The following is a 21,833-nucleotide window of genomic DNA, read 5'->3' as shown; positions in this document are numbered from 1 at the left end:
TCAAATTTCGCCAGTAGTTGTTCTATTTTCCGGCAGCCTACCATGAAAAACAGTACCATCTTCTAAAACTAAAATTGCGGGTAATTTACTGTAGCTGGTCATTTCTTATTTATACTGTAAAAATTAATTCCATTTAACCATAACTGATGATCCGTCCGGACACAAAAAAAGACCCAATAGGGCTAACGTATCAAATATTTGATGATTCAATGATTACATTGAAGTTGATTGCTGAATATACCGGATCAAAAGTGCCTGATTTCACGAGGGACAAAGGTACAACAAAAACTAAATTCTAAAAAAGAAAATCTTCAAAAAAAATACATTCTCCTTCCCTTATTTATAGGCCGACGCCTATTCCACAATTTCTTGCACTCTTCCTACCTGACCATCCGTGAGCCTTACCTTGATACCATGCGGATGATAAGAAGAAGAAGTAAGAATGTCCTTTACCTCCCCTTCCGTCAGATGTCCCGAACGCTGGTCTTTCTTTAAGACTATGCGCACCCGCATTCCAGGCCTGATGGCCGCTCTATTTCTACCGTCATGCATCTATTTCAACATTAAACCTACAGAAATGTTGAAATGCTGGTGCTGAAAATCTTTCATAAAGACATTCTTGGTAAGCTGCTGATAACCATATGATGCAGACACCGTCCAGCTGGTCTTTCCCGGATTTTCACTCAAATAGAAAAATCCACCTTTGAACATCATTCCTTTGTCGTATTGAGCACTCAGCTTCGCGGCATAACCTACATTTGCTAACAACCCAATTTTGGAGTTGGCATTAAATTCACCGAAAGGAAGACGTCCATCCAAGAATATAGGGAATAAGTTCTGATCGTACTTATACTTATCTTGGTTGGCCGCATGTGGATCGTTGGTCTTATAGGTTCCTTTCAGTCGTTCATTTCCCAAGCCCAAACCCAAGAAGGCACGCTCATTGTAGTTTTTACCGAAGATAAAATGAACGGTGTATCCACTGAACGCTCCCTCGTAGCCTTCATTGGCAAAACCTAGGTTGGCACCTCCCTGAATGAGGGTATAGAATGAAGTCTGTGCCTTGACAGCCATAGAAGTACCCAACAACAGACATGCTAGTAAAAGTTTTTTCATATATTAATTAGTTTAGAATTTTAAAAATCATTTCGCGCAGCAAATCTCCTTCCGAGGTTTGAGGTCCCACCTCCACCCCTTTGAATTTAAGATCGTAATCTTTCAACACATGAAACACGTGAAACACCTTTGACTTATTGAAATTTCGGGCTGCAAGCTCGTAATCCTTCACAAAAAAAGGAGATATGCCCAATTCTTTGGCAACGGCGCTGGAACTTTTATCTGCCAGATAATGGTATTTCAACACCTTAGAAAAATAGCCGTACAAAGTAGCCATAACCATTATCGGAGGATTGGATTTAGGGTTGGCAGCAAAGTAGTCTACAATCTGGATGGCCTTCACCGCATCGCGTCTTCCTAAAGCGTTATTCAATTCGAAGACATTGAAGTCTTTGCTAATACCTATATTCTGTTCGATATCCTGCACAGAGATTTCTCTGTCTTTAGGGACGTTCAAGATTCAGCTTTTGCACTTCATTAGCAACCTTGGATAGGTCCGTTCCTAAATATTCGGCCATCAGTGCTGCCGCCTGTGGATGTATCTTACGTCCTTGTTCTTGTATTTCACCGACAATCCATGGAGCTACCTTATCGTCATATAATTTCTGCGACTCAAAGGCGACACCCACCTTTTCTATATTTTTATAAAGCTTGGTACGCTTGTCAAATTTGCCATGCTTATACGCCAACACCAGAATCGTGGTTGGCGTAGGATTCTCCACATATTTGTTGAACAGCTCTACTTCTTCCTCGCCCTTCCACTTCATAGCCTGCGCCTCCTTCACAATGATGACCTGATAGTCACTCATCATAGGATAACGCTTCGCAGCATTGATGATGGTAGAAAAATCCACATCTTTGCCGTATAAAATGGTCTGATCAAACCCCTTTTGCGCGTCGTCCAGCACTCCTTTCTCAATAGCCTCACATAACACATCTATAAAATGCGACTCCTCCCCATGCAATAAGTACAACGGCTTGTATTTGCGCTGCTTGATACTATTGAGAATATCCTGAAATTTCATATCACTGCGAAATTAACTATTTATGATGAAAGATAAAGGAATAGCTGTAAATAGTAGTCTCAGCTTCCTAATTTCTTCTTTCGGAGGTAATTTCGTATCTTTGCCTATGTTTAGTCCCATTGCTTTAAACTTACCCCCAATAGCACTGAAACTTTCCCGCATTAACAACAAAATATACGTCTTCGATGTATTGCGGAAAAAAAATCTTGTCCTCACGCCAGAAGAATGGGTACGACAACATTGGGTTCATTTTCTTCATGATTACAAGGATTATCCGAAGTCGTTAATGAAAATAGAGGGAGGCTTGGTGGTCAATGATATGCAAAAAAGAAAGTGATCTGGTCATCTATAATGCACAAGGAGAGAAAATAATCTTAGCAGAATTTAAAGCTCCACATGTTAAGATCACATCCAAAACTTTTGAGCAGATAAGCACCTACAACACCAAACATCGTATACCTTACCTATTAGTAAGTAACGGCATAGAACATCATTTCTGTAAGATAGATTTTGATAATGGCACCTTCGAATTCATCGACGACATCCCAAATTCACATTAGAGAGACATAATTTTATATTTTTTTTCAAAAAAATGGAATTTATATTTAGTTTTATATATTTACACAGAAAAAACGACATATATGAGTATAGATAAAAACGAAATTTCGTAAATACGCCATAAAACACCACCGTATTGGTAGTCAACATGTAGATGGCTTCATCTCACGAGTAGAAAGAAGATTACCTACCAACTTGACCCCTTATATCGTGGAAGAACGTCAGCTCAACGTAGCGCAGATGGACGTTTTCTCCCGTTTGATGATGGACCGCATCATCTTTTTGGGCGATGCTATCAACGACCAAGTGGCAAACATTATTCAGGCTCAATTGTTATTCCTGCAGTCTACCGATGCCAAACGCGATATACAGATATATATCAATTCGCCGGGCGGAAGTGTATACGCGGGCTTAGGTATATACGACACCATGCAGTATATCTCTCCTGATGTGGCCACTATATGTACAGGTATGGCCGCTTCTATGGGAGCGGTACTATTGGTTGCAGGAGCAAAAGGTAAACGTGCAGCGTTGAAACATTCCCGCGTGATGATACACCAACCTTCAGGTGGTGCTCAAGGGGTGGCTGCCGACATGGAAATCAACCTTCGCGAGATGCTGAAGGTAAAAGAGGAGCTATATACCATCATCTCACAACACTCAGGACAAACATATGAGTGGGTTGAAAAATCTTCTGACCGTGATTATTGGATGAGAGCTTCGGAGGCAAAAGATTTTGGTATGATTGACGAGGTGCTAGTCCCTCGCAAAGACAGTAATATATAAAATGAATAAGAATCAGAAAGATATACATTGCTCCTTTTGTGGTATCAGCAAAAATGAAGCATTAATGCTCATTGCAGGCGACGGAGCTCATATCTGCGATCGTTGTGTAACCCAGGCGGGTGAAATTTTAGCGGAAGAATTAAATCACCGTAAAAATAAGTCGCTGCAGACGACATTGAAATTAATTCGTCCGATAGAAATCAAACAACACCTTGACCAGTATGTTATCGGTCAAGATGAAGCTAAAAAAGTAATCTCCGTAGCGGTATACAACCATTATAAGAGATTAAACCAAAAAACTTCTTCCGATGAGACAGAAATAGAAAAGTCTAACCTGCTTATCGTCGGAGAAACCGGAACAGGAAAAACCTTATTAGCAAAAACGGTAGCTAAAATACTTAACGTACCCTTTGCTATCGTGGATGCCACAGTGCTGACAGAAGCAGGATATGTGGGAGAAGACGTAGAAAGTATACTTACCCGCCTATTACAGGCAGCAGACTACGACGTAGCGGCAGCAGAAAGAGGTATTGTCTATATCGATGAGATTGACAAAATCGCACGCAAGAGCGACAACCCTTCCATCACACGCGATGTGTCGGGGGAAGGAGTTCAACAAGCGCTGTTGAAAATTCTGGAAGGAACCAACGTAAACGTACCTCCGCAGGGTGGACGTAAACACCCAGACCAGAAGATGATCACCGTAAATACAAACAATATTTTGTTTATATGCGGTGGAGCTTTCGACGGCATCCAAAAGAAAATCGCCAACCGTCTGCGTACACAGACCGTAGGCTATAAAATGAAAGACGAAGAGGAAGATATAGATTTAAATAACCTCTATAAGTATATCACTCCTCAGGATTTGAAAAGCTTCGGCTTAATCCCTGAGTTGATTGGTCGTCTTCCGGTATTGACGCACCTGAACCCGCTAGACAAGAAGGCGCTCTTGAGCATCTTGACAGAACCAAAAAATGCCTTGATTAAGCAGTACACAAAACTGTTTGAATATGAAGGCATAGAGCTGAAGTTTGACAAGGAAGTGTTCGACTTTATTGTAGACAAGGCTTGGGAATTCAAATTGGGGGCTCGTGGCTTGAGAAGCATCTGTGAAGCTATCATGCTGGATGCCATGTTTGAGATTCCATCCACAAAAGATCAGAGTGAGGACAAGACGCTTCATATCACGCTGGAATATGCGAAGCAAAAATTCGCCAAAGCAGATATCAAGAAGCTGAAAGTAGCATAAGCAGCGAAACCCTCACTCCTCCAAAGTGAGGGTTTCGTGTCTTTTGGGGTTAACATTAAAATTTAGTACTATGAAGAAAGAAAAAAAAACAAGTAGAAAGTCCTATAACTCCAGGACTTAAAACAAAAGAAGAAATAGTCAACAATTGGCTGCCTAGATATACAGGAAAGCCTTTAGAAGAGTTTAGCAATTACATCCTGCTTACCAACTTCACCAAATATGTGAAGTTGTTTTCAGCCATGCACGACGATGCACCCATCTATGGGGAAGACAAAGCCATGCAGGCATGTACCGCAGACGGCATCACCATCATCAACTTCGGTATGGGAAGCCCTATGGCCGCCACCATCATGGATCTCCTATCTGCCGTAAGGCCTAAAGCTGTTCTATTCTTGGGAAAAACCGGGGGACTAAAAAAGGAAAATAGGTGTAGGTGAACTAATCCTTCCTATTGCAGCAATACGCGGTGAAGGTACGTCCAACGACTACTTCCCTCCCGAAGTACCGTCCCTACCGGCTTTCGCTCTCCAAAAGGCTATATCCACCACCATCCGTGAATATGGAAGAGACTACTGGACAGGTACGGTGTATACAACCAACCGCCGCGTGTGGGAACACGACAAGTCTTTCAAGAAATATCTGAAATCCATCCGCGCCATGGCTGTGGATATGGAAACCGCTACCATATTTAGCGTAGGGTTTGCCAACAAAATCCCTACAGGAGCCCTGCTATTGGTATCTGATCAGCCCATGGTTCCTGAAGGCGTCAAAACAGCGGATTCCGACATTTCCGTAACCGAAAAATATGTGGAAACACATCTCAAAATAGGTATTGATGCCTTAAAACAGCTTATCAACAATGGATTGACTGTCAAACATCTTAAGTTTTAAGTGCTGCCCTACATACATTAAACATAAAAGAGTGGCCTCTGAAGCCGCTCTTTTTGTTTTACAGAAATTTTTAAATTAATTTTAATTTTACAAAAATTCTACTATCTTTGTCGAGTACTTTTGTAGCATATTACTAATCAAAACCTTTCAAGGATTGGTCTTGATTTATAAAGAAGTGGCGAGAGACTGGCTCAATGACCCACTGGCAACCAGCAGCAAAAGGCTGAAAAGGTGCCAATTCCTGTCTAAAACATGTCGTTTTAGAGCATATAAATGTAAAAGACTATGATATATTCAACGAAGACAACATTAAATTATCCGATTGACAACCTTCCTGTTAAGGAACACCTTTCCGCATTTTTCACCCGTAAACATTCTATTTCGTGCATGCGAATGCGCTAGTCGTCTGCAATATTTTTCCTTACAGATATTGCTATATAAAAGACGACCACCCTTCTGAATACATTATTATTAAGGAGTAAATCATCATATATTTTTATAACCTAAAAAATTGAAAAGAAAATGGCTGAGAATAAAAGCTTAAAATTTGAAACTTTACAAGTACATGCTGGCCAAGAGGCCGACCCAACAACAGGATCAAGAGCTGTTCCAATCTATCAAACTACCTCATATGTTTTCGAGAATGCAGAACATGGTGCTAACCTATTTGCGCTGAAACAGTTCGGAAACATCTATACACGCATCATGAACCCTACCACCGACGTATTCGAAAAAAGAATAGCAGCATTGGAAGGTGGTGTGGCTGCCGTTGCTGTATCTTCCGGACAGGCCGCGCAGTTTATTGCATTAAACAACCTCTTGGAAAGCGGAGATAACTTCGTTGCAGGCGCTAACCTTTATGGAGGTACATACAACCAATTTAAGGTAGCCTTCAAAAGATTAGGTATCGAAGTACGCTTTGCCGAAGATTCAGATGCCGAAAATATCGAAAAGCTTATTGACGAAAAGACTAAAGCTATCTACGTAGAAACTATCGGTAACCCTTCTTACAATATCCCTGACTTCGACAAGATCGCTGCTGTAGCACGTAAATATGACATTCCTTTTATCGTGGATAACACTTTCGGTGCCGGAGGTTATCTTTTCAAACCTTTGGAACACGGCGCTAATGTTGTCGTAGAGTCAGCTACCAAATGGATTGGCGGCCACGGAACAAGTATCGGCGGAGTGATTATCGATGGTGGCAACTACAATTGGGGTAACGGCAAATTCAAACAGTTCTCAGAACCTTCAGAAGGTTATCACGGTTTGGTATTTTCTGAAGTGTTCGGCGAAAACGGTCCTTTCGGCAATATACAGTTTGCCATCCGCGCACGCGTAGAAGGATTGCGAGACTTCGGTCCTTCCTTATCTCCTTTCAACTCATTCCTATTGCTGCAAGGCTTGGAAACATTATCATTACGTGTGCAACGCCATGTGGACAATGCGCTCGAAATCGCCCAATGGTTGGAAGCTCACCCTCAGGTAGAAAAAGTAAGCTACCCTGGATTGAAGAGCCATCCTCATCACCATAATGCACAGAAATATCTTAAAAATGGATATGGTGCCGTTTTATCTTTCTCCATCAAAGGAGGAGCCGACAAAGCGAACGAATTCATCGATGCGTTACAACTGATAAGTCACTTGGCAAACGTAGGAGATGCCAAAACATTGATCATACATCCTGCTGCGACAACACACCAGCAGCTTACGACAGAAGAACAAGCTAAGGCCGGCGTATTCCCTGGATTGTTACGTCTGTCCGTGGGTATCGAACATATTGACGATATCAAAGCCGACTTAGCACAAGCTTTCGAAAAAATTAAGTAGTCTTCTGACTACTTAATTTTTTAATATCAGAAAATAAGGGAAAAGAGAAACTACAGTTATTTTATTTTATGAGTAAGAAACTTACTATCGGAATGTTCGGGTTTGGAGTTGTGGGACAAGGATTATACGACATTATCAAAACAAAAAACTTAAACTTAGAAATAAAAAAATTTGTCATTAAGAATGCCGACAAAAAGCGTTCATTGCCGGCAGAACTATTCACCACAGACGCCAATGCTATACTCGATGACCCGGAAATCAATACCGTAGTCGAGCTTATCGACGATGCCGAGGCAGCTTTCGAAATCACCAAAAGAGCCCTTTCATCGGGTAAGAATGGGGTTTCTGCCAACAAAAAAATGATTGCCACACATCTCCAAGAACTTACGGAACTACAACAACAATATGGCACCTCACTCTTGTACGAAGGAGCAGTATGTGGCAGTATTCCAATCATCCGCAATTTAGAAGAATACTATGACAATGAGCTGCTGCATTCAGTAAGCGGGATTTTCAACGGCTCCTCCAACTATATCCTTTCCAAAGTATTTAACGAAGGACAAAGCTATGCCGACGCCCTAAAAAAAGCACAGGAGCTAGGCTTCGCCGAAACCAACCCCATCTTAGATGTTGGTGGCTTTGACCCTAAATACAAGTTGACTATCGTTGCCTCGCACGCCTATGGCATCTTTGTCAATCCAGACAGCATCCTCAACCTAGGTATTGACAAATTAGGGGACGCCGATATACAGTTTGCTCGTGAGAAAAACTACAAAATTAAGTTGATTCCTTATGCCAAAGAGATAAGCAACAGCGAAGTAGTATTGTATGTGTTGCCGCGCTTCATCAACAAAGACAATATCTTATATAACGTTGAGAACGAAAATAATGGAGTGTTGGTAAAAGCAGCCTTCGCCGACGAACAGTTCTTCTATGGCAAAGGAGCAGGTGGACACCCTACCGGTTCGGCGGTATTGTCCGACATCGCTGCCTTGCGTTACGGCTATCGCTACGAATATAAAAAGCACCTGGAGTCCCAAGAGCTGCAATATTCTACAAACTACGACTTGAAAGTTTACCTCCGTTACGAAGACGAAGAACTCTTAAATAAGGTAACCTTCAAAAATATCTCTGAAAGATATTATGGCGAACATTATAAATATGTCATCGGAACCATAAATCTTCAGGAGATTCTGGACAAGAAAGAACTCATCAACCAAGAAGGTAACTTCTTGGCCGAACTACCTTAGTTCTCTAAGTAATATAATGCTTTTTTTGCATCACTAACCCTAAAAAGGTTAGTGATTTTTTCTTAATATTTATTTCATGATCAAAAATTGCTTTAATGATGAATATTATATAGCTTTATAAGGAGACACCTAATTATACTCCAATTTTATGAAAAGATTATTTTTATTCACATTATTGGCAAGCATACAGCTATGTCTGGCGCAGGAACAAAGCGTGCATGAAGAAAAGTCCGCCACAGGCTATATTATCATCAGTGCAATCATTCTCATAGCTGTAATTGTCATCCTTTACAAAAGACAAAAAAGAAAATTTAACGAATAAAAAAGGGCAAGCATTACTTGCCCTTTTCATTATATCTCCACGCCAAATTTATCCAGTTTTTTCTTCAGCTCTGTTTCCGACAAACCTACCTGTCTTGCTGTCTTGGCTATATCGCCAAAATTCTTGTTCAGTTTATGTATCAAAAATTTCTCTTCGGCAAAACTTAAGAAATCATTGAAGTTTTCCATGCGGTCTAGGTCTATCATCGATGACCCTACAGCGTTCTTATGGGTAGATACGGATGGGTTGGCAAACATGTTTACCTCAGTCTTTGTGATTTTTTTGTCGCTGAGGATGATCAAACGTTCGATCATATTACGCAGTTCACGTATGTTTCCGGTCCAAGGCAGTTCCTGTAGTGCCTGCATAGCATCATCTGTAATTTCCTTCACAGGAATATTATAATCTACACAGATCTCTTCACAGAAAGCGTTGGCAAGAATCGGAATATCGTCTTTTCTTTCCGCTAAGGAAGGCACATGGATCAATATCACGCTCAGACGATGGTAAAGGTCCATACGGAAATTTCCGGCCTCTATTTCTTTTAGCAGATCTTTGTTCGTCGCTGCAATGACACGTACATCAATAGGGATTTCTTTGTCTCCTCCTACACGTGTTATTTTGTTCTCCTGTAGGGCGCGCAACACTTTTGCCTGTGCCGAAAGACTCATATCGCCGATTTCATCCAAGAACAGAGTTCCTCCGTTGGCTTGCTCAAATTTCCCGATACGTTGCTTAACCGCAGAGGTGAAGGATCCCTTCTCATGACCAAAAAGTTCGGATTCAATCAGCTCGGAAGGGATGGCAGCACAGTTTACCTCAATAAGAGGACCTGACGCTCGGGCAGATTTCTCATGCAGCCAACGTGCGACCAACTCTTTTCCTGATCCATTGGCTCCCGTCACCAGCACTCTGGCGTCCGTCGGTGCTACCTTCTCTATGCTTTCTTTTATTAAAGATATTCCTGGCGATTCACCCAATATTTCTTTGGTTTTGGATACCTTACGCTTCAAGACTTTGGTCTCCTTGACCAGTGTAACTTTTTCCAAAGCATTGCGTACGGTAATCAGCAGCCTGTTAAGGTCCAGCGGCTTCTCTAAAAAGTCGTACGCTCCCTTGCGGGCAGCTTCCACGGCCGTTTCTATCGTGCCATGCCCCGAAATCATGATAAAAGGAGTCTCCGAAAACTCTTTCGCCGCCGAAAGTACTTCCATCCCATCCATCTTGTTCATCTTAATGTCGCACAACACCAAGTCTATCTTTTCCTTCTTTAGGATTTCCAAGCCTTCGGCACCGTTGTCGACATCGATGACTTTATAATCTTCGTATTCTAAAATATCACGCAATGAGCTACGAATAGGACGTTCGTCGTCAATTATCAGGATGGTGGTCATATGCAATAAGATTTATGATTATTTAGCAAAATAGCAAAAAGCTCATAGAAAAACAAAAAGAAGCAAACCTTATAAGCCGGGTTCTGTATCCTAAAGACTAGGACTTCTATCATTTATCTAGGCCTGCACTCACGCACAGGCTCTATCGACCTACCCATTGCGGGTCCTAGCGTCAACGACGATAGGAAAAGACGAGCAGCCTTTGAGTCCCGCAACCTATTTGGTCTTTCAACACACGAGGTTTTCCGCAATGTATGTCACCATACAAGGCCGTGAGCTCTTACCTCACGTTTTCACCCTTACCCCATGCAAGCATGTGGCGGTATATTTTCTGTGGCACTTTCTGTCTACCCCCGAAGGGGCAGCCTTCCTGTTAGGAAGCGTGTTGCTCTGCGTTGCCCGGACTTTCCTCTCTCCTCTTACGAGGACAGCGATAGAACCAGTTTGCTTCTTTTTGCGTTTGCAAAGGTACCAAAGTTCTTCCGCATACAAAAACTTTACTTTAACGGTGACGCCATAATACAATTTTATTTTTCAAAAATTTCTTAACTTTAATAAACTATTAATAAACCTAAATTATTTTTAAATTAAACTGTAGCCCAATATGAAAATCTTAAAGTTTATTGCCTGTCTTTTATTCGGTCTTATGTTTATCAATTCGGGATTAAATAAGTTATTTCAGTATTTACCCACTCCAGAGTTGAGCGAAGAGCTTACCAAAGTAACAGAAGCCTTTGGAACGATAAAATGGCTCATGCCTCTGGTAGCCATTATAGAAATTGTGGGTGGTGTGTTATTCATTATCCCCAAAACTAGAGCCTTAGGCGCAATTGTCATCTTCCCTATTATGGTGGGTGTCATCCTACAACATATCTATTTTGCGCCCGAGACAATCCATATTGCTTTGATATTATTGCTAATCAACTTATGGATTATCATAGACAACCGCAAGAAATACTTACCTATGCTCGAAAACTAACCACTATAGATTATGGCCAAAATTCATGCTTACCTCAATTTCAATGGCAACTGTGAAGAAGCTTTCCGCTTCTACGCTGCTGCCTTCAAAACAGAAATCATTTCTTTAATGCGCTTCAGCGACATGCCTGAAGACCCCAACTTTCCTATTCCGGAACAAGATAAAAACAAAGTATTACAATACCGGAATTGCTATCAACGACAATCAATATATTATGGGGACAGACTGCTTGGAAAGGCATGGGACAGCGTGCAACTTCTGGCACCAATGCCTACATCATGCTGGATGCCAGCTCCGCCGAAGAAGCAGAAGAGCTCTTCGACGCCTTGTCCGTAGATGCGCAAACTATAGAAATGAGTCTGGGAGAAACATTCTTCGCCGAAAGATTTGCCTCTTTCATCGATAAGTTCGGCATCCCTTGGATGATACACTATGAAGGTTCTAAAAAGATGTCATAAGACACACAGCAGCCTAGTAAAGGGCTGCTGGTTATTTTTTAGACAAAACGGGCTGTTCAAAAGCAACACCACTCCAACCATAACGGATAAATTGCCGTATGTTCGGGTGACTATCGCCTTCCGGAGTAAACTTAACCTCCTCATAGTGCTCGGCAAACAGGCTTAACGTATCTTCTTCCGAAAGATTGTTCAGCTTGGCAAAATACAGAATACGGGCACTGCCCTGATTCTCGTTTGCAGCATTCACGATCTCTCCATTCCGGAAGGACGTAGGGCGGTAATTGTAGTGCTGTTGAATAAATGCCAAAACATCTTTGAATACTTTTTGTTTAGTCTGTAGATGAAGTAATAGTTCTTGAAGAGACATAATAAAAATTAAAAAGACAAGATATGAAAAAATCAAGTTTAACAACAATGGGAATAACATTAGGCCTCTTTTTAAGTTGCCAAAACACCCCAAACAGCACTCAACAAGAAGCTGACAGCTTACGGATCACTGATGAACATACATCCCAAAATTCACTGGATTGGGCCGGAATATATCAAGATACAGTACCTTGTGCAGACTGTCCCGGGATCTTCACTACAGTAAAACTATATGAAGACGGTACGTATGCCTACATTGCTGAATATATAGACCGCAACACCACAGTGCAGGACTCCGGAAGATTTATGTGGCATAACAACGGATCCATAGTCCATCTCAAAGGGAATAATGTGGACGAAAAATATAAAGTCGGTGAAAACATGCTTTTGCCGGTAGATGAAGAAGGCAACATCATACAAAGTGAGCTTATAGATCAAATGACACTGCATAAAGTCAACTGATAACTGATAGTTTGTAATTCGGGTGCATCGTCTGTTGCACCTTATCACTTTAACAACTTATAAACTTAAAGCTATGGAGGAAATTCCAATAATCGCGAAAGCGCGGATACAGATTCTAAAACCTATAGAAGAGGTGTTTGACGCTATCGTCAATCCGGACAGGATAAACAAATATTTCGTTGCACATAGTACAGGAATTTTAAAAAGCAACACTACCGTGCAATGGAAATTCCCTGAGTTTGAAGAATTCTACCCTATCCACTGCAAGGACATCATTCCTAACGAAAAAATCTCTTTCAACTGGGATCCCGCTAATCCGCAGATGACCGTAGATATCGCGTTGGAGCAAGCGGGTGACGCCACCATAGTTACCGTCAAAGAAGGCAACTTCTCCGACCATAAAGACGCCGTACAACAAGCCATAGGTCAAACGGAAGGATGGGCAAACTTTTTGGTATGTCTGAAAGCCTATCTCGAATATGGCATCAATCTACGTAACGGTGCCTTTGATTTTATCCGCGACAACCACAGTCAATAATCAAAACCATAAAATATTTCAACTATGCCTAAACAAGTAATTCATATTTCTGCTAAAGTGGACGCCCCCATAGATAAAGTCTGGGAGCACTATAATAATCCGGAATCAATAAAACAATGGAATCATGCCAGTGACGACTGGCACTGTCCTTCATCCAGCAACGACCTTCGTGTCGGCGGCAAATTCAAAAATAGAATGGAAGCCAAAGATGGTAGCTTCGGCTTCGACTTCGAAGGAGAATATCTCGATATCATTCCGCTGCAGAAAATCTCGTACAAAATGACCGATGACCGTAAAGTGGATATGTCATTCCATGAAGAAAATGGATATACACTTATTTTGATAGACTTCGAAGCGGAAGAGATGAATCCTATAGACATGCAAAAAGAAGGATGGCAAGCAATCTTAAATAATTTTAAAGTATTTGTAGAACAACAGCCTTAGGTATGCTAGGGACAACCATCTTAGCATAAGAAATGAACACGTTTATCATCTTGCTGCGGGCCGTAAATGTGTCGGGAACAAATATCATCAAAATGGAGATACTGAGAAAACTCTTATTAGTCCAAGGTTTTCAGAACGTACAAACATACATTTAAAGTGGAAATATCATCTTACAGACAAAACAAAAGGCTCAGGAAGTGAAACATCTTGATCAAAGAAAGCATAAGACAACATCTTGGACGCCAGATAGAGGTTTTTGTCTTGGACAAATGCCGCCTTCAGCAACTCTTAAAGAACAATCCCTTTCCGACACATTACCCAAAAAATAGAACGTTTATAGCACTATTGGGCAGCATCCCGCAGCAAGATGATATTGAGGTCTTACGCAGCATGCCTTTAGATGATGATAAACTTGAAATCAGAGAAGATGTCTGCTATTACTATATACCGGGCGGTGCCTCAACGTCCAAGCTGTCCAATGTACTTATTGAGAAAAAGCTGAAAGTTCGCGCCACCAGTCGAAACATCAACACCATGTTGAAACTTATGGAACTAACCCAAACATAAACTATGAAAATTCTCAGAAACGTATTTATCTCCCTGCTAGTACTTGTAGCCATAGTACTTGTCATTGCTGCCATATCACCCAAAACCTTCCACGCAGGAAGCGAAATTATCATCCACCGCAACGCCACAGAGGTGTTTGACAAAGTCAAATACCTGAAAAATCAAGGGGAATTTGACCCATGGTCCAGACAAGACCCCAATATCCAAAAGGAATATCTGGGAGAAGATGGAACAGTAGGTTTTACCTACACATGGAAAAGCAATAAAGTAGGAAACGGAAGACAGGTCATCAAACAAATCATAGAAGGAAGACGCCTAGATATAGACATCTATTTCAACGATAACAAGCAGGCCAACCATTCTTTTATAGAGGTAGATTCTATTGCTCCTCAACAAAGTAGTGTTCGCTGGGAAATAGAAGGCCGTATCCCCTTTCCCTTTAATATAATGAATCTGGTGTACGATATGGATGAGGATTTCAAGCAAGGACTTATAAACCTCAAAAGTACACTTGAAAAATAGTATATTGAGTGAAATTATACCTCTACATGAAAGAAAAGGATTTCAACACTATTGACGAGTATGCCAACCAAGACAAAAATGTTTCAAAAAAGGCTCCATGAGTTAAGACAAATTATCTTAGAAGCCTCTCCCCTACAGATACAGGAAAAGATTTCCTATAGAATACCTATCTTTTGGCGTAACGGAAATATTATCCATTTCGCCCAACATGCTAAACATATAGGACTTTATCCAGGACCAGAAGCCATAAAAGTCTATAAGGAAAAGCTTGTAAACTACAAAACATCCAAAGGAACTATCCAAATTCCAAACCATCACCCTCTCGACAAAAGCCTCATTCAAGAATTGGTGCGATTTAACATAGAAAGGCTGGAAAATAAAGTCTTATCCCGACAGGACGAACATACGACAAAATAGAAAGATTTAGACGAAAGGATGAAGGCTCTCATCCATAAAACCCAGCTCCAAAAACCCTACAAATGGGGTATGGATATATACACCTTCAATGGTAAAAACATTATTGGATGGAGAGGTTTCGAAAACTTCTTTTCTGTATGGTTTTATAACGGCGTATTCCTCAAAGATCCTTACAAAGTATTAGTAAATGCTTCCGAAGGAAAAACAAAATTTTTACGCCAATGGCGTTTTACGGACAGCTCCCAGTTTGATGAGAAAAAAGTATTAGAATATATTGAAGAAAGTATTCAAACCATCAAGGACGGCAAAATACTTCCTAGAGATAAGAATAACACAATAGATGCCCAAGGAATATGTTTGGCAACAGTATCATAGGTTTTGGCCTATACCATTATAAATACCAGTCCGGTCATGAGGGAGAAGCTCCCATTGTTGGCTTTTCTCCTCGCAAATCAGCCATATCCCTATACGTCTATTGCGGTACACCTCAACAGAATGAGCTAATTGCACGATTAGGGAAAATGAAAAAAGGAAAAGCCTGCATCTATATCAAAAAGTTAGATGATATTGATATAAATGTACTTAAAGCATTGATAAAAGAAACCATAGACTTTATTTCGATGAATTACGAAAGAATAAAATAACAAAGGGTGGAATGATGATCATTCCACCCTTTGTCTGAAAACAATTTAGAGCTGATTATTTCAACAAGTCTCTATATACTTTAGCCTTCTTCAATTCTGTTTGAATATCTTTACGTGAAGCATCAAAGCTCAACACCTTTTCAAAGTCAGCAACAGCTTTTGTATAAGCATCTGTAGCTACCTGTTTGTTATAGCCTTCAGCACCTTCCGTACCTTTCAAGATTCCCAAATCACGGTAAGCAATAGCTCTGTTTTGATACAATTTGACATCCTTATTGTTGATATTTATAGCTTTCGAATAATCCTCAATCGCTGAAGTCAACAGCTGCTCTTTCTCGGCAATCGTTAATTTCGAGTCTTTGTCTACAGCCTGTATATTTTTAGCTTTTGCTCTATAATAATAGGCATTGGCATTTTTAGCGTCTAAGGCGATCACTTGTCCAAAAGTTTTGGCAGACTCTTTGAAATCCGCAGATTGGAACTGTGAATATCCTAGAAGATACAACACGTGCGGATCGTTTGCTTCGGCAGGTAATGCTTTCTTCAAATGCGTCACGGCAGATTTAAAATCACCGTCAAGCAAGGCCTTCTGTCCCATACGCACATTAGGATTCTTATGTTCTTCCTGTTGGGCTGACGCTGTCAACGTCAACAAAGCCAAAGCTAATGTAGAAATGCCCACCTTTACCGATTTCAATCTGCTATTCAAATTTTTAAAGTTCATATCTATTGTAATTATGTTTCTTTCTGTTAGAGTAAAATTGAGATAATAAGTTTAAGTCATCAACAAATACTTATACACATTTCCACAATATATAGCGGAACTATGCTGCGCTAAATATACGGTTTTTCAATGTCTTCATACTGACACACTGTGGTCTTTTATATGACGAAATTACAGTTACCTAGATATTATAGCATAAATAATACCAAAATTTTCATTTGGCATTGCTCTTGCAATAATGAATACCACTATATAAAAGAAAAAAAAATAGCATAAATTCTGACAACATGTCGGATATTTAAGACATTATACTATACTATGAGCAAAATCAAAAAATTCGACTTCAATCAAGCTATCCCCATTATTAGTGAGGACACTTGAATTTTTTCCTTTACTAAGCCAGCAAGATGAAGATGAAATGCACAACGAAGATATACCAGAGACGTTAGCTATTTTACCTTTACGCAATACTGTTTTATTTCCCGGAGTTGTTATACCTATAACTGTAGGTCGCGATAAATCTATCAAATTAGTAAGAGAATCATACAAAACGGACAGAATCATAGGTGTCGTATCCCAAAAGGATATGAACGTGGAAGACCCCGGCTTCGAACAGCTTCATAAAGTCGGAACGGTAGCTATGATCATCAAGGTGTTGCAAATGCCGGATGGCAATACGACCGTCATCATCCAAGGTAAGCAACGCTTCAAGCTGAAAGACCTGGTACAGTCCGAACCTTATATCAAAGCTAGGGTAGAACGTTTTGCGGAAGATAAGCCGAAGACCAACAGTAAAGAGTTCAAAGCACTGATATCTTCTATACGCGAGCTGGCCTTGCAGATCATACAGCTGTCCCCTAACCTTCCTTCGGAGGCAGGAATAGCTATACGCAATATTGAAAGTCCTACCTTCCTGATAAACTTTATCTCCTCCAATCTGGCGATAGAACTTCCGGAAAAGCAAGGCTTGCTGGAAACAAAAAATTTCGTCAGAAGGGCTAAACAGCTGTTGGAATATCTGACCACAGAGCTTCAGCTGTTGGAACTAAAAAATCAAATCCAGAACAAGGTACGTACGGATTTGGACAAGCAGCAACGTGACTACTATCTTAACCAACAGCTTAAGACAATTCAGGAAGAATTGGGTGGCAACACGCCAGACCTAGAGATAGAAAATCTCAAAACACGCGCTAAAATCCAAAAAATGGCCGGAAGAGGTTGGAAAACATTTCGACAAAGAAATCGAAAAGCTGGCACGTATCAATCCTGCCGCAGCCGATTATTCCGTACAAATCAACTATCTGGAGCTCCTATTGGATTTGCCTTGGGGTGAATACACCAAAGATAAATTTGACCTGAACAGAGCTATCAAGATTCTGGACAAGGATCATTATGGCCTAGAAAAAGTCAAACAGCGTATTATTGAGTATCTGGCTGTCCTGAAGCTGAAGAACGACATGAAAGCCCCCATCCTATGTCTTGTGGGCCCTCCAGGAGTGGGTAAGACATCACTAGGGAAGTCTATTGCCAAAGCGTTGGGACGTAAATATACCCGGATGGCGTTGGGTGGCGTACGTGATGAAGCCGAAATTCGTGGACACCGTAAAACCTATATCGGTGCAATGCCTGGACGTATCATACAGTCGCTGAAAAAAGCAGGAACATCGAATCCCGTATTCGTGTTGGACGAAATAGACAAGTTGGGGGCTGACTTTAAGGGCGATCCATCATCTGCCTTATTGGAAGTATTGGATCCGGAACAAAACACACACTTCTATGACCACTACGTGGAAATGGAGTATGACCTTTCGAAGGTGATGTTCATCGCTACAGCCAACTCGCTAAGCACCATCCAGCCTGCTCTCCTAGACAGAATGGAAATCATTGAAGTAAATGGCTACACTATCGAAGAAAAAATTGAAATAGCCAAGAAACACTTGCTTCCGAAGCAGCGCGAAATGCACGGCCTCAAGGCGAAAGATGTTACCCTTTCAAGTAAGGTCATAGAAAAAATCATCGAAGAATATACCCGAGAATCTGGGGTCCGCGGCCTAGAAAAGAAAATAGGTTCTATCGTCCGTGGTGTGGCGACGAAAAAAGTAATGGAAAAGCCGTATTCGCCAAATGTAACACCGGAGATGGTAGAAGAAATCCTCGGAGCACCAATCTTTGACAAAGATATTTACGAAAGCAACGAGGTTGCCGGCGTAGTGACAGGTCTTGCCTGGACAGCCGTGGGTGGCGACATTCTTTTCATTGAATCCAGTCTAAGCCCTGGAAAAGGAAAATTGAGTCTTACCGGAAACCTAGGGGATGTGATGAAAGAATCCGCCGCTATAGCTATGGCGTATCTCCGCTCTCACGCAGAAGAATTTGGCATCAATTACAAAGTCTTTGACACGTGGGATGTAAACATCCACGTTCCTGCTGGAGCAACACCAAAAGACGGTCCTTCGGCAGGTATTACTATGCTGACAGCGCTTACCTCTCTTTTCACGCAGCGCAAGGTTAAAGAAAAGCTGGCTATGACCGGCGAAATCACCTTACGAGGCAAAGTACTTCCTGTAGGGGGTATCAAAGAAAAAATCCTTGCCGCCAAACGCGCCAACATTAAGGAAGTGATCCTGTGCAAATCCAACGAGAAAGACATACTCGAAATCAAGGAGGATTATATCAAGGATATGAAATTCCACTACGTTACTGAAATGTCGGAAGTAATAAAACTTGCCTTGTTGGACAGCAAAGTAAAAAATCCTAAAAATATAGAGCGTTTTATACGTGAAGAAAACAAAGAAGATAAAAGATAGATTCTTTGCTATTTTATGAAAAAGCGTTATTCGAAAGAATAGCGCTTTTTTTATGTCTTTTGACTATCTTAGCTTCTACTAACCTGATAATATGAGCTTTTACGAATTAATATCTATAGGACTTTATTTCCTGCTAATGGTGTTGATAGGTATTTACTCCTATCTTAAGACAAAAAACAGTTCAGATGATTTTTTAATCGGAGGTCGTAAGCTAGGAGCTGCAGTCACAGCATTATCTGCCGGGGCTGCAGATATGAGTGGCTGGCTTCTCATGGGAGTTCCGGGAGCAGTTTATCTTTCCGGAATTTCAGCTTCCTGGATAGCCATAGGACTCACTATAGGTGCGTACGTTAACTATCTGCTTATCGCGCCACGTCTGCGTATCTATACGGAGCTGGCCAACAATTCAATTACTCTTCCTGTATTTTTTGAAAATCGTTTTAAAGACAAGTCAGGTACTATAAAAATTATATCCAGTATATTGATTTTGGTATTTTTTACCTTGTACACCTCGGCAGGTATGGTTTCCGGAGGAAGACTTTTTGAATCCGCCTTTGGCATGGATTATAGCACAGGACTTATTGCCACAAGCTTTGTGGTAGTACTTTACACCTTTATGGGTGGATTTCTCGCCGTGAGTCTCACAGATTTCGTGCAGGGCACCATCATGCTTATTGCGTTAATCCTAGTACCTGCTGTCATGCTATGGCATTTAGATGGACTTCCGCATACACTAGATATTATCAGGACAAAAGACGACCATTACCTTGATATATTTAAAGGCACCTCCACAATCAGTATTATTTCTTTGCTTGCTTGGGGACTGGGATATTTTGGGCAACCCCATATTTTAGTAAGATTTATGGCTATAGAAAAGGCTAAAGATCTGAAACAGGCACGTAAAATAGGTATAAGCTGGATGATATTGACAATGAGTGGCGCAATCCTCATCGGCTTATTCGGTATAGCGTATATAGCGGAGCATGTTCCCGGCAAAGTAAACTTTTTCGACAACTCCAAAGAGCAGGCCGAAACCATCTTTATTTACTTAGCTAGAACATTATTTCACCCTCTTATCGGAGGATTTCTCCTTTCTGCCATTTTAGCTGCCGTAATGAGCACTATATCCTCTCAGCTGTTAGTAACCTCCAGCTCCTTGACAGAAGACATCTATAAAACTTTTCTTCACAAGAATGCTGACAACAAACGTATGATGCTGGTAAGTCGCCTTTCCGTGTTGGTTGTCGCTTTAGTTGCATTCTTACTATCGCTAACGCCTAAGGACACTATCCTAAATCTTGTTGGTAACGCTTGGGCAGGCTTCGCCGCAGCCTTCGGTCCTCTTGTTATCCTCTCCTTAATGTGGAGAAAGATCACCCTTATAGGAGCTGTGTCCGGAATGACACTAGGTGCCACAACCGTTTTGGCTTGGGTATACATCCCGCATGACTATAAGGCGCTGTACGAGATAATACCAGGTTTTGCGATAAGCTTTTTAGCCACTGTTATCATTTCCTTATTGACATACAAAGCCAATCCGAAAATAGAGGAAGATTTCAACAAGATGATTGCTGAAAAGAACCAAGAAAATTAGTTTTTTAAGGGAATTATTTAATAGAAATCCGTTTTACAACAGTTTCGGCACCGGATGCCACTCGCAAAAAATAGAAACCCGGATTTATCTTTTCCGCAGTTTCAAATCACGTGACTGTTGGTACCTTCTTCCAAGGTACCGTTATAGAGGTTTAACACCTCATTGCCTAAAGCATCCATAAGCTTGATGGTTACGGCGGACTGCTTGGCAAGGTTGAAAGAAACAAGAATTTGACCTACAACGGGATTGTAAGAGGCCTTAACGTTTGTAATAAGTTTTTCTGTTTCTTCCTTGTGATTTTTAACATTCACAACGACAGGACGAGTCTCTGCCTTAACTGCTGTCAAAGCATTCAACAATACAAAAGAAGATATGGTCAGAGTGGCTACTCCGACTTTCAACATATGGTATACTTTTGTACTATTTATATTCATCCTTAATATTTGACAACCGTGAATGGTATTGGTTTAATTGATAGCTTCAATAGTGGTTTTAGCTATATCACAAAGATAAGCGCTTTTATAAAATGTTTAGAATAAAAATAAATATTTTTTTAAATAATTAACAATATTTAACATGATTCTTCGTTTACTTGATAATTTGAAAGAATCACTTTTTATAGAGGTATTAAAATTTAATTTTAGATAGCAAACAAAAAAGTTCCCTTTTTTTAGACATGCCCCAAAAAGTTAGACACTTATTTGGGGCATTTTTATGAGTAAAAAACAGAAGTATAATTTCAATTTTAAGTTACGTCTAGTAACCACTATTCTACGAGGTAAAGACAGTATTGGAAGCCTTGCAAAGCGAGAAGGATTAAGTAAATCGAATTTATACAATTTTGGCTTAGGCTTTACCAAAATTATGGCTAAGCAAGGCTTGCAAGGTKG

Annotated in this window: 26 protein-coding genes, 1 other RNA gene, 3 pseudogenes and 1 riboswitch; of the genes and pseudogenes, 21 read left to right on the top strand and 9 right to left on the bottom strand. The window is 40.7% G+C overall.

The window, feature by feature from the left end:
* Positions 1–354 precede the first annotated feature (354 nt).
* From SD31_RS10985 to holA (SD31_RS20970), 4 genes are read right to left on the bottom strand one after another with little or no spacing between them, the layout of a single operon-like run.
* Complete coding sequence (locus SD31_RS10985; protein ID WP_039054147.1) at positions 355–552, bottom strand: YwbE family protein; 198 nt, start codon at positions 550–552, stop codon at positions 355–357.
* Positions 553–1,116 (bottom strand): hypothetical protein, encoded by a 564-nt coding sequence (locus SD31_RS10980; protein WP_039054146.1) that lies wholly within the window; start codon positions 1,114–1,116, stop codon positions 553–555.
* A 7-nt stretch (positions 1,117–1,123) separates the two neighbouring features.
* On the bottom strand, positions 1,124–1,573 hold the full coding sequence (gene holA / locus SD31_RS20975; RefSeq protein WP_316929859.1) for a DNA polymerase III subunit delta: 450 nt from the start codon (positions 1,571–1,573) through the stop codon (positions 1,124–1,126).
* Positions 1,560–2,141, bottom strand: a complete 582-nt coding sequence (holA, locus tag SD31_RS20970) for a DNA polymerase III subunit delta (protein ID WP_316929858.1) — start codon at positions 2,139–2,141, stop codon at positions 1,560–1,562. The genes holA (SD31_RS20975) and holA (SD31_RS20970) overlap by 14 nt, the downstream gene beginning before the upstream one ends.
* Positions 2,142–2,163: 22 nt before the next feature.
* On the opposite strand from holA (SD31_RS20970), the gene SD31_RS20965 reads away from it, so the two are divergent.
* The 8 genes and pseudogenes from SD31_RS20965 to SD31_RS16685 all read left to right on the top strand — a co-directional run bounded on the left by SD31_RS20965 (position 2,164) and on the right by SD31_RS16685 (position 9,027).
* Positions 2,164–2,478 carry a type I restriction enzyme HsdR N-terminal domain-containing protein gene (locus tag SD31_RS20965; RefSeq protein WP_316929857.1) on the top strand — a complete coding sequence of 105 codons (315 nt, stop codon included), beginning with the start codon at positions 2,164–2,166 and terminating at the stop codon, positions 2,476–2,478.
* Positions 2,456–2,701: a type I restriction enzyme HsdR N-terminal domain-containing protein gene (locus SD31_RS20960; RefSeq protein ID WP_316929856.1), complete on the top strand. Its 246-nt coding sequence runs from the start codon at positions 2,456–2,458 to the stop codon at positions 2,699–2,701. The genes SD31_RS20965 and SD31_RS20960 overlap by 23 nt, the downstream gene beginning before the upstream one ends.
* 81 nt (positions 2,702–2,782) lie before the next feature.
* A pseudogene (gene clpP / locus SD31_RS10965) lies at positions 2,783–3,485 on the top strand (ATP-dependent Clp endopeptidase proteolytic subunit ClpP).
* A 1-nt stretch (position 3,486) separates the two neighbouring features.
* Positions 3,487–4,734: an ATP-dependent Clp protease ATP-binding subunit ClpX gene (gene clpX, locus SD31_RS10960; RefSeq protein WP_039054144.1), complete on the top strand. Its 1,248-nt coding sequence runs from the start codon at positions 3,487–3,489 to the stop codon at positions 4,732–4,734.
* Between the two features lie 104 nt (positions 4,735–4,838).
* Positions 4,839–5,625 (top strand): annotated as a pseudogene (locus tag SD31_RS10955) (AMP nucleosidase).
* Positions 5,626–5,787: 162 nt separating this feature from the next.
* Positions 5,788–5,901: riboswitch (SAM riboswitch) on the top strand.
* Between the two features lie 246 nt (positions 5,902–6,147).
* Entirely contained in the window at positions 6,148–7,455 is a 1,308-nt protein-coding gene (locus tag SD31_RS10950) for an O-acetylhomoserine aminocarboxypropyltransferase/cysteine synthase family protein (RefSeq protein WP_039054143.1), read from the top strand.
* 68 nt (positions 7,456–7,523) lie between these two features.
* On the top strand, positions 7,524–8,705 hold the full coding sequence (locus SD31_RS10945; protein ID WP_039054142.1) for a homoserine dehydrogenase: 1,182 nt from the start codon (positions 7,524–7,526) through the stop codon (positions 8,703–8,705).
* Between the two features lie 148 nt (positions 8,706–8,853).
* Entirely contained in the window at positions 8,854–9,027 is a 174-nt protein-coding gene (locus SD31_RS16685) for a hypothetical protein (protein WP_156138325.1), read from the top strand.
* Between the two features lie 29 nt (positions 9,028–9,056).
* Here the strand turns inward: SD31_RS16685 and SD31_RS10940 are convergent, their stop codons facing one another.
* On the bottom strand, positions 9,057–10,421 hold the full coding sequence (locus tag SD31_RS10940) for a sigma-54-dependent transcriptional regulator (RefSeq protein WP_039054141.1): 1,365 nt from the start codon (positions 10,419–10,421) through the stop codon (positions 9,057–9,059).
* A 56-nt stretch (positions 10,422–10,477) separates the two neighbouring features.
* Positions 10,478–10,871, bottom strand: an RNA gene (rnpB, locus tag SD31_RS15500) — RNase P RNA component class A.
* A gap of 154 nt (positions 10,872–11,025) precedes the next feature.
* Between rnpB and SD31_RS10930 the strand changes: the two genes are divergently transcribed.
* Both SD31_RS10930 and SD31_RS19210 read left to right on the top strand, forming a co-directional pair.
* Positions 11,026–11,400, top strand: coding sequence for a DoxX family protein (locus SD31_RS10930; protein WP_039054139.1), 375 nt, complete (start codon positions 11,026–11,028; stop codon positions 11,398–11,400).
* 188 nt (positions 11,401–11,588) lie between these two features.
* Complete coding sequence (locus tag SD31_RS19210; protein ID WP_231561492.1) at positions 11,589–11,858, top strand: hypothetical protein; 270 nt, start codon at positions 11,589–11,591, stop codon at positions 11,856–11,858.
* Between the two features lie 31 nt (positions 11,859–11,889).
* On the opposite strand, the gene SD31_RS10920 is transcribed toward SD31_RS19210, so the two are convergent.
* Positions 11,890–12,225 carry a HopJ type III effector protein gene (locus SD31_RS10920; RefSeq protein ID WP_039054138.1) on the bottom strand — a complete coding sequence of 112 codons (336 nt, stop codon included), beginning with the start codon at positions 12,223–12,225 and terminating at the stop codon, positions 11,890–11,892.
* A 23-nt stretch (positions 12,226–12,248) separates the two neighbouring features.
* On the opposite strand from SD31_RS10920, the gene SD31_RS10915 reads away from it, so the two are divergent.
* The 9 genes from SD31_RS10915 (at position 12,249) to SD31_RS10880 (ending at position 15,818) form a co-directional block, all read left to right on the top strand.
* A complete protein-coding gene (locus SD31_RS10915; RefSeq protein WP_082021927.1) occupies positions 12,249–12,686 on the top strand; it encodes a copper resistance protein NlpE in 438 nt (145 codons plus the stop codon).
* A gap of 73 nt (positions 12,687–12,759) precedes the next feature.
* The gene (locus tag SD31_RS10910; protein WP_039054137.1) at positions 12,760–13,224 is read left to right on the top strand and encodes an SRPBCC domain-containing protein; all 465 of its coding nucleotides are present in this window, start codon (positions 12,760–12,762) and stop codon (positions 13,222–13,224) included.
* Positions 13,225–13,248: 24 nt separating this feature from the next.
* Positions 13,249–13,668: an SRPBCC family protein gene (locus SD31_RS10905; protein WP_039054136.1), complete on the top strand. Its 420-nt coding sequence runs from the start codon at positions 13,249–13,251 to the stop codon at positions 13,666–13,668.
* Positions 13,669–13,700: 32 nt separating this feature from the next.
* Positions 13,701–13,823: a DUF1697 domain-containing protein gene (locus SD31_RS21350; RefSeq protein ID WP_082021926.1), complete on the top strand. Its 123-nt coding sequence runs from the start codon at positions 13,701–13,703 to the stop codon at positions 13,821–13,823.
* A gap of 52 nt (positions 13,824–13,875) precedes the next feature.
* Positions 13,876–14,235, top strand: a complete 360-nt coding sequence (locus tag SD31_RS10900; RefSeq protein WP_039054135.1) for a DUF1697 domain-containing protein — start codon at positions 13,876–13,878, stop codon at positions 14,233–14,235.
* Positions 14,236–14,238: 3 nt separating this feature from the next.
* Positions 14,239–14,757, top strand: coding sequence for an SRPBCC family protein (locus SD31_RS10895; protein WP_039054134.1), 519 nt, complete (start codon positions 14,239–14,241; stop codon positions 14,755–14,757).
* Positions 14,758–14,835: 78 nt separating this feature from the next.
* A complete protein-coding gene (locus SD31_RS10890; protein ID WP_197053671.1) occupies positions 14,836–15,174 on the top strand; it encodes an iron chaperone in 339 nt (112 codons plus the stop codon).
* Between the two features lie 18 nt (positions 15,175–15,192).
* Entirely contained in the window at positions 15,193–15,549 is a 357-nt protein-coding gene (locus SD31_RS16155) for a DUF1801 domain-containing protein (RefSeq protein ID WP_082021924.1), read from the top strand.
* Positions 15,528–15,818 carry a DUF1801 domain-containing protein gene (locus SD31_RS10880; protein ID WP_039054133.1) on the top strand — a complete coding sequence of 97 codons (291 nt, stop codon included), beginning with the start codon at positions 15,528–15,530 and terminating at the stop codon, positions 15,816–15,818. Before SD31_RS16155 ends, SD31_RS10880 begins: the two co-directional genes overlap by 22 nt.
* A gap of 55 nt (positions 15,819–15,873) precedes the next feature.
* Here the strand turns inward: SD31_RS10880 and SD31_RS10875 are convergent, their stop codons facing one another.
* The gene (locus tag SD31_RS10875) at positions 15,874–16,542 is read right to left on the bottom strand and encodes a tetratricopeptide repeat protein (RefSeq protein ID WP_039054132.1); all 669 of its coding nucleotides are present in this window, start codon (positions 16,540–16,542) and stop codon (positions 15,874–15,876) included.
* A 318-nt stretch (positions 16,543–16,860) separates the two neighbouring features.
* On the opposite strand from SD31_RS10875, the pseudogene lon reads away from it, so the two are divergent.
* Both lon and putP read left to right on the top strand, forming a co-directional pair.
* Positions 16,861–19,349, top strand: a pseudogene (gene lon / locus SD31_RS10870) (endopeptidase La).
* A 91-nt stretch (positions 19,350–19,440) separates the two neighbouring features.
* Positions 19,441–20,943 (top strand): sodium/proline symporter PutP, encoded by a 1,503-nt coding sequence (putP, locus tag SD31_RS10865; protein ID WP_039054131.1) that lies wholly within the window; start codon positions 19,441–19,443, stop codon positions 20,941–20,943.
* Positions 20,944–21,044: 101 nt separating this feature from the next.
* Here putP and SD31_RS10860 read toward each other — a convergent pair whose 3' ends face one another.
* The gene (locus SD31_RS10860) at positions 21,045–21,347 is read right to left on the bottom strand and encodes a hypothetical protein (RefSeq protein WP_156138324.1); all 303 of its coding nucleotides are present in this window, start codon (positions 21,345–21,347) and stop codon (positions 21,045–21,047) included.
* Between the last annotated feature and the right edge of the window lie 486 nt (positions 21,348–21,833).

The sequence above is a fragment of the Sphingobacterium sp. T2 genome (genome assembly GCF_000814685.1).
Classification (GTDB): domain Bacteria; phylum Bacteroidota; class Bacteroidia; order Sphingobacteriales; family Sphingobacteriaceae; genus Sphingobacterium; species Sphingobacterium thermophilum.
Note: the sequence above shows the minus strand (reverse complement) of the source record. Positions and strands in the feature narration are given on the sequence as shown.

Coding starts and splice junctions, on each gene's coding strand:
- SD31_RS16685 (WP_156138325.1), top strand. CDS start 8,854: ATGAAAAGATTATTTTTATTCACATTATTGGCAAGCATACAGCTATGT.
- SD31_RS10895 (WP_039054134.1), top strand. CDS start 14,239: ATGAAAATTCTCAGAAACGTATTTATCTCCCTGCTAGTACTTGTAGCC.
- SD31_RS10920 (WP_039054138.1), bottom strand. CDS start 12,225: ATGTCTCTTCAAGAACTATTACTTCATCTACAGACTAAACAAAAAGTA.
- SD31_RS20965 (WP_316929857.1), top strand. CDS start 2,164: ATGATGAAAGATAAAGGAATAGCTGTAAATAGTAGTCTCAGCTTCCTA.
- putP (WP_039054131.1), top strand. CDS start 19,441: ATGAGCTTTTACGAATTAATATCTATAGGACTTTATTTCCTGCTAATG.
- SD31_RS20960 (WP_316929856.1), top strand. CDS start 2,456: ATGATATGCAAAAAAGAAAGTGATCTGGTCATCTATAATGCACAAGGA.
- SD31_RS10980 (WP_039054146.1), bottom strand. CDS start 1,116: ATGAAAAAACTTTTACTAGCATGTCTGTTGTTGGGTACTTCTATGGCT.
- SD31_RS10915 (WP_082021927.1), top strand. CDS start 12,249: ATGAAAAAATCAAGTTTAACAACAATGGGAATAACATTAGGCCTCTTT.
- SD31_RS10940 (WP_039054141.1), bottom strand. CDS start 10,421: ATGACCACCATCCTGATAATTGACGACGAACGTCCTATTCGTAGCTCA.
- holA (WP_316929858.1), bottom strand. CDS start 2,141: ATGAAATTTCAGGATATTCTCAATAGTATCAAGCAGCGCAAATACAAG.
- SD31_RS10860 (WP_156138324.1), bottom strand. CDS start 21,347: ATGTTGAAAGTCGGAGTAGCCACTCTGACCATATCTTCTTTTGTATTG.
- SD31_RS16155 (WP_082021924.1), top strand. CDS start 15,193: ATGAAGGCTCTCATCCATAAAACCCAGCTCCAAAAACCCTACAAATGG.
- SD31_RS10930 (WP_039054139.1), top strand. CDS start 11,026: ATGAAAATCTTAAAGTTTATTGCCTGTCTTTTATTCGGTCTTATGTTT.
- SD31_RS10875 (WP_039054132.1), bottom strand. CDS start 16,542: ATGAACTTTAAAAATTTGAATAGCAGATTGAAATCGGTAAAGGTGGGC.
- SD31_RS21350 (WP_082021926.1), top strand. CDS start 13,701: ATGAACACGTTTATCATCTTGCTGCGGGCCGTAAATGTGTCGGGAACA.
- SD31_RS10985 (WP_039054147.1), bottom strand. CDS start 552: ATGCATGACGGTAGAAATAGAGCGGCCATCAGGCCTGGAATGCGGGTG.
- SD31_RS10910 (WP_039054137.1), top strand. CDS start 12,760: ATGGAGGAAATTCCAATAATCGCGAAAGCGCGGATACAGATTCTAAAA.
- SD31_RS10890 (WP_197053671.1), top strand. CDS start 14,836: ATGTTTCAAAAAAGGCTCCATGAGTTAAGACAAATTATCTTAGAAGCC.
- SD31_RS10945 (WP_039054142.1), top strand. CDS start 7,524: ATGAGTAAGAAACTTACTATCGGAATGTTCGGGTTTGGAGTTGTGGGA.
- SD31_RS10905 (WP_039054136.1), top strand. CDS start 13,249: ATGCCTAAACAAGTAATTCATATTTCTGCTAAAGTGGACGCCCCCATA.
- SD31_RS10950 (WP_039054143.1), top strand. CDS start 6,148: ATGGCTGAGAATAAAAGCTTAAAATTTGAAACTTTACAAGTACATGCT.
- SD31_RS10880 (WP_039054133.1), top strand. CDS start 15,528: ATGTTTGGCAACAGTATCATAGGTTTTGGCCTATACCATTATAAATAC.
- clpX (WP_039054144.1), top strand. CDS start 3,487: ATGAATAAGAATCAGAAAGATATACATTGCTCCTTTTGTGGTATCAGC.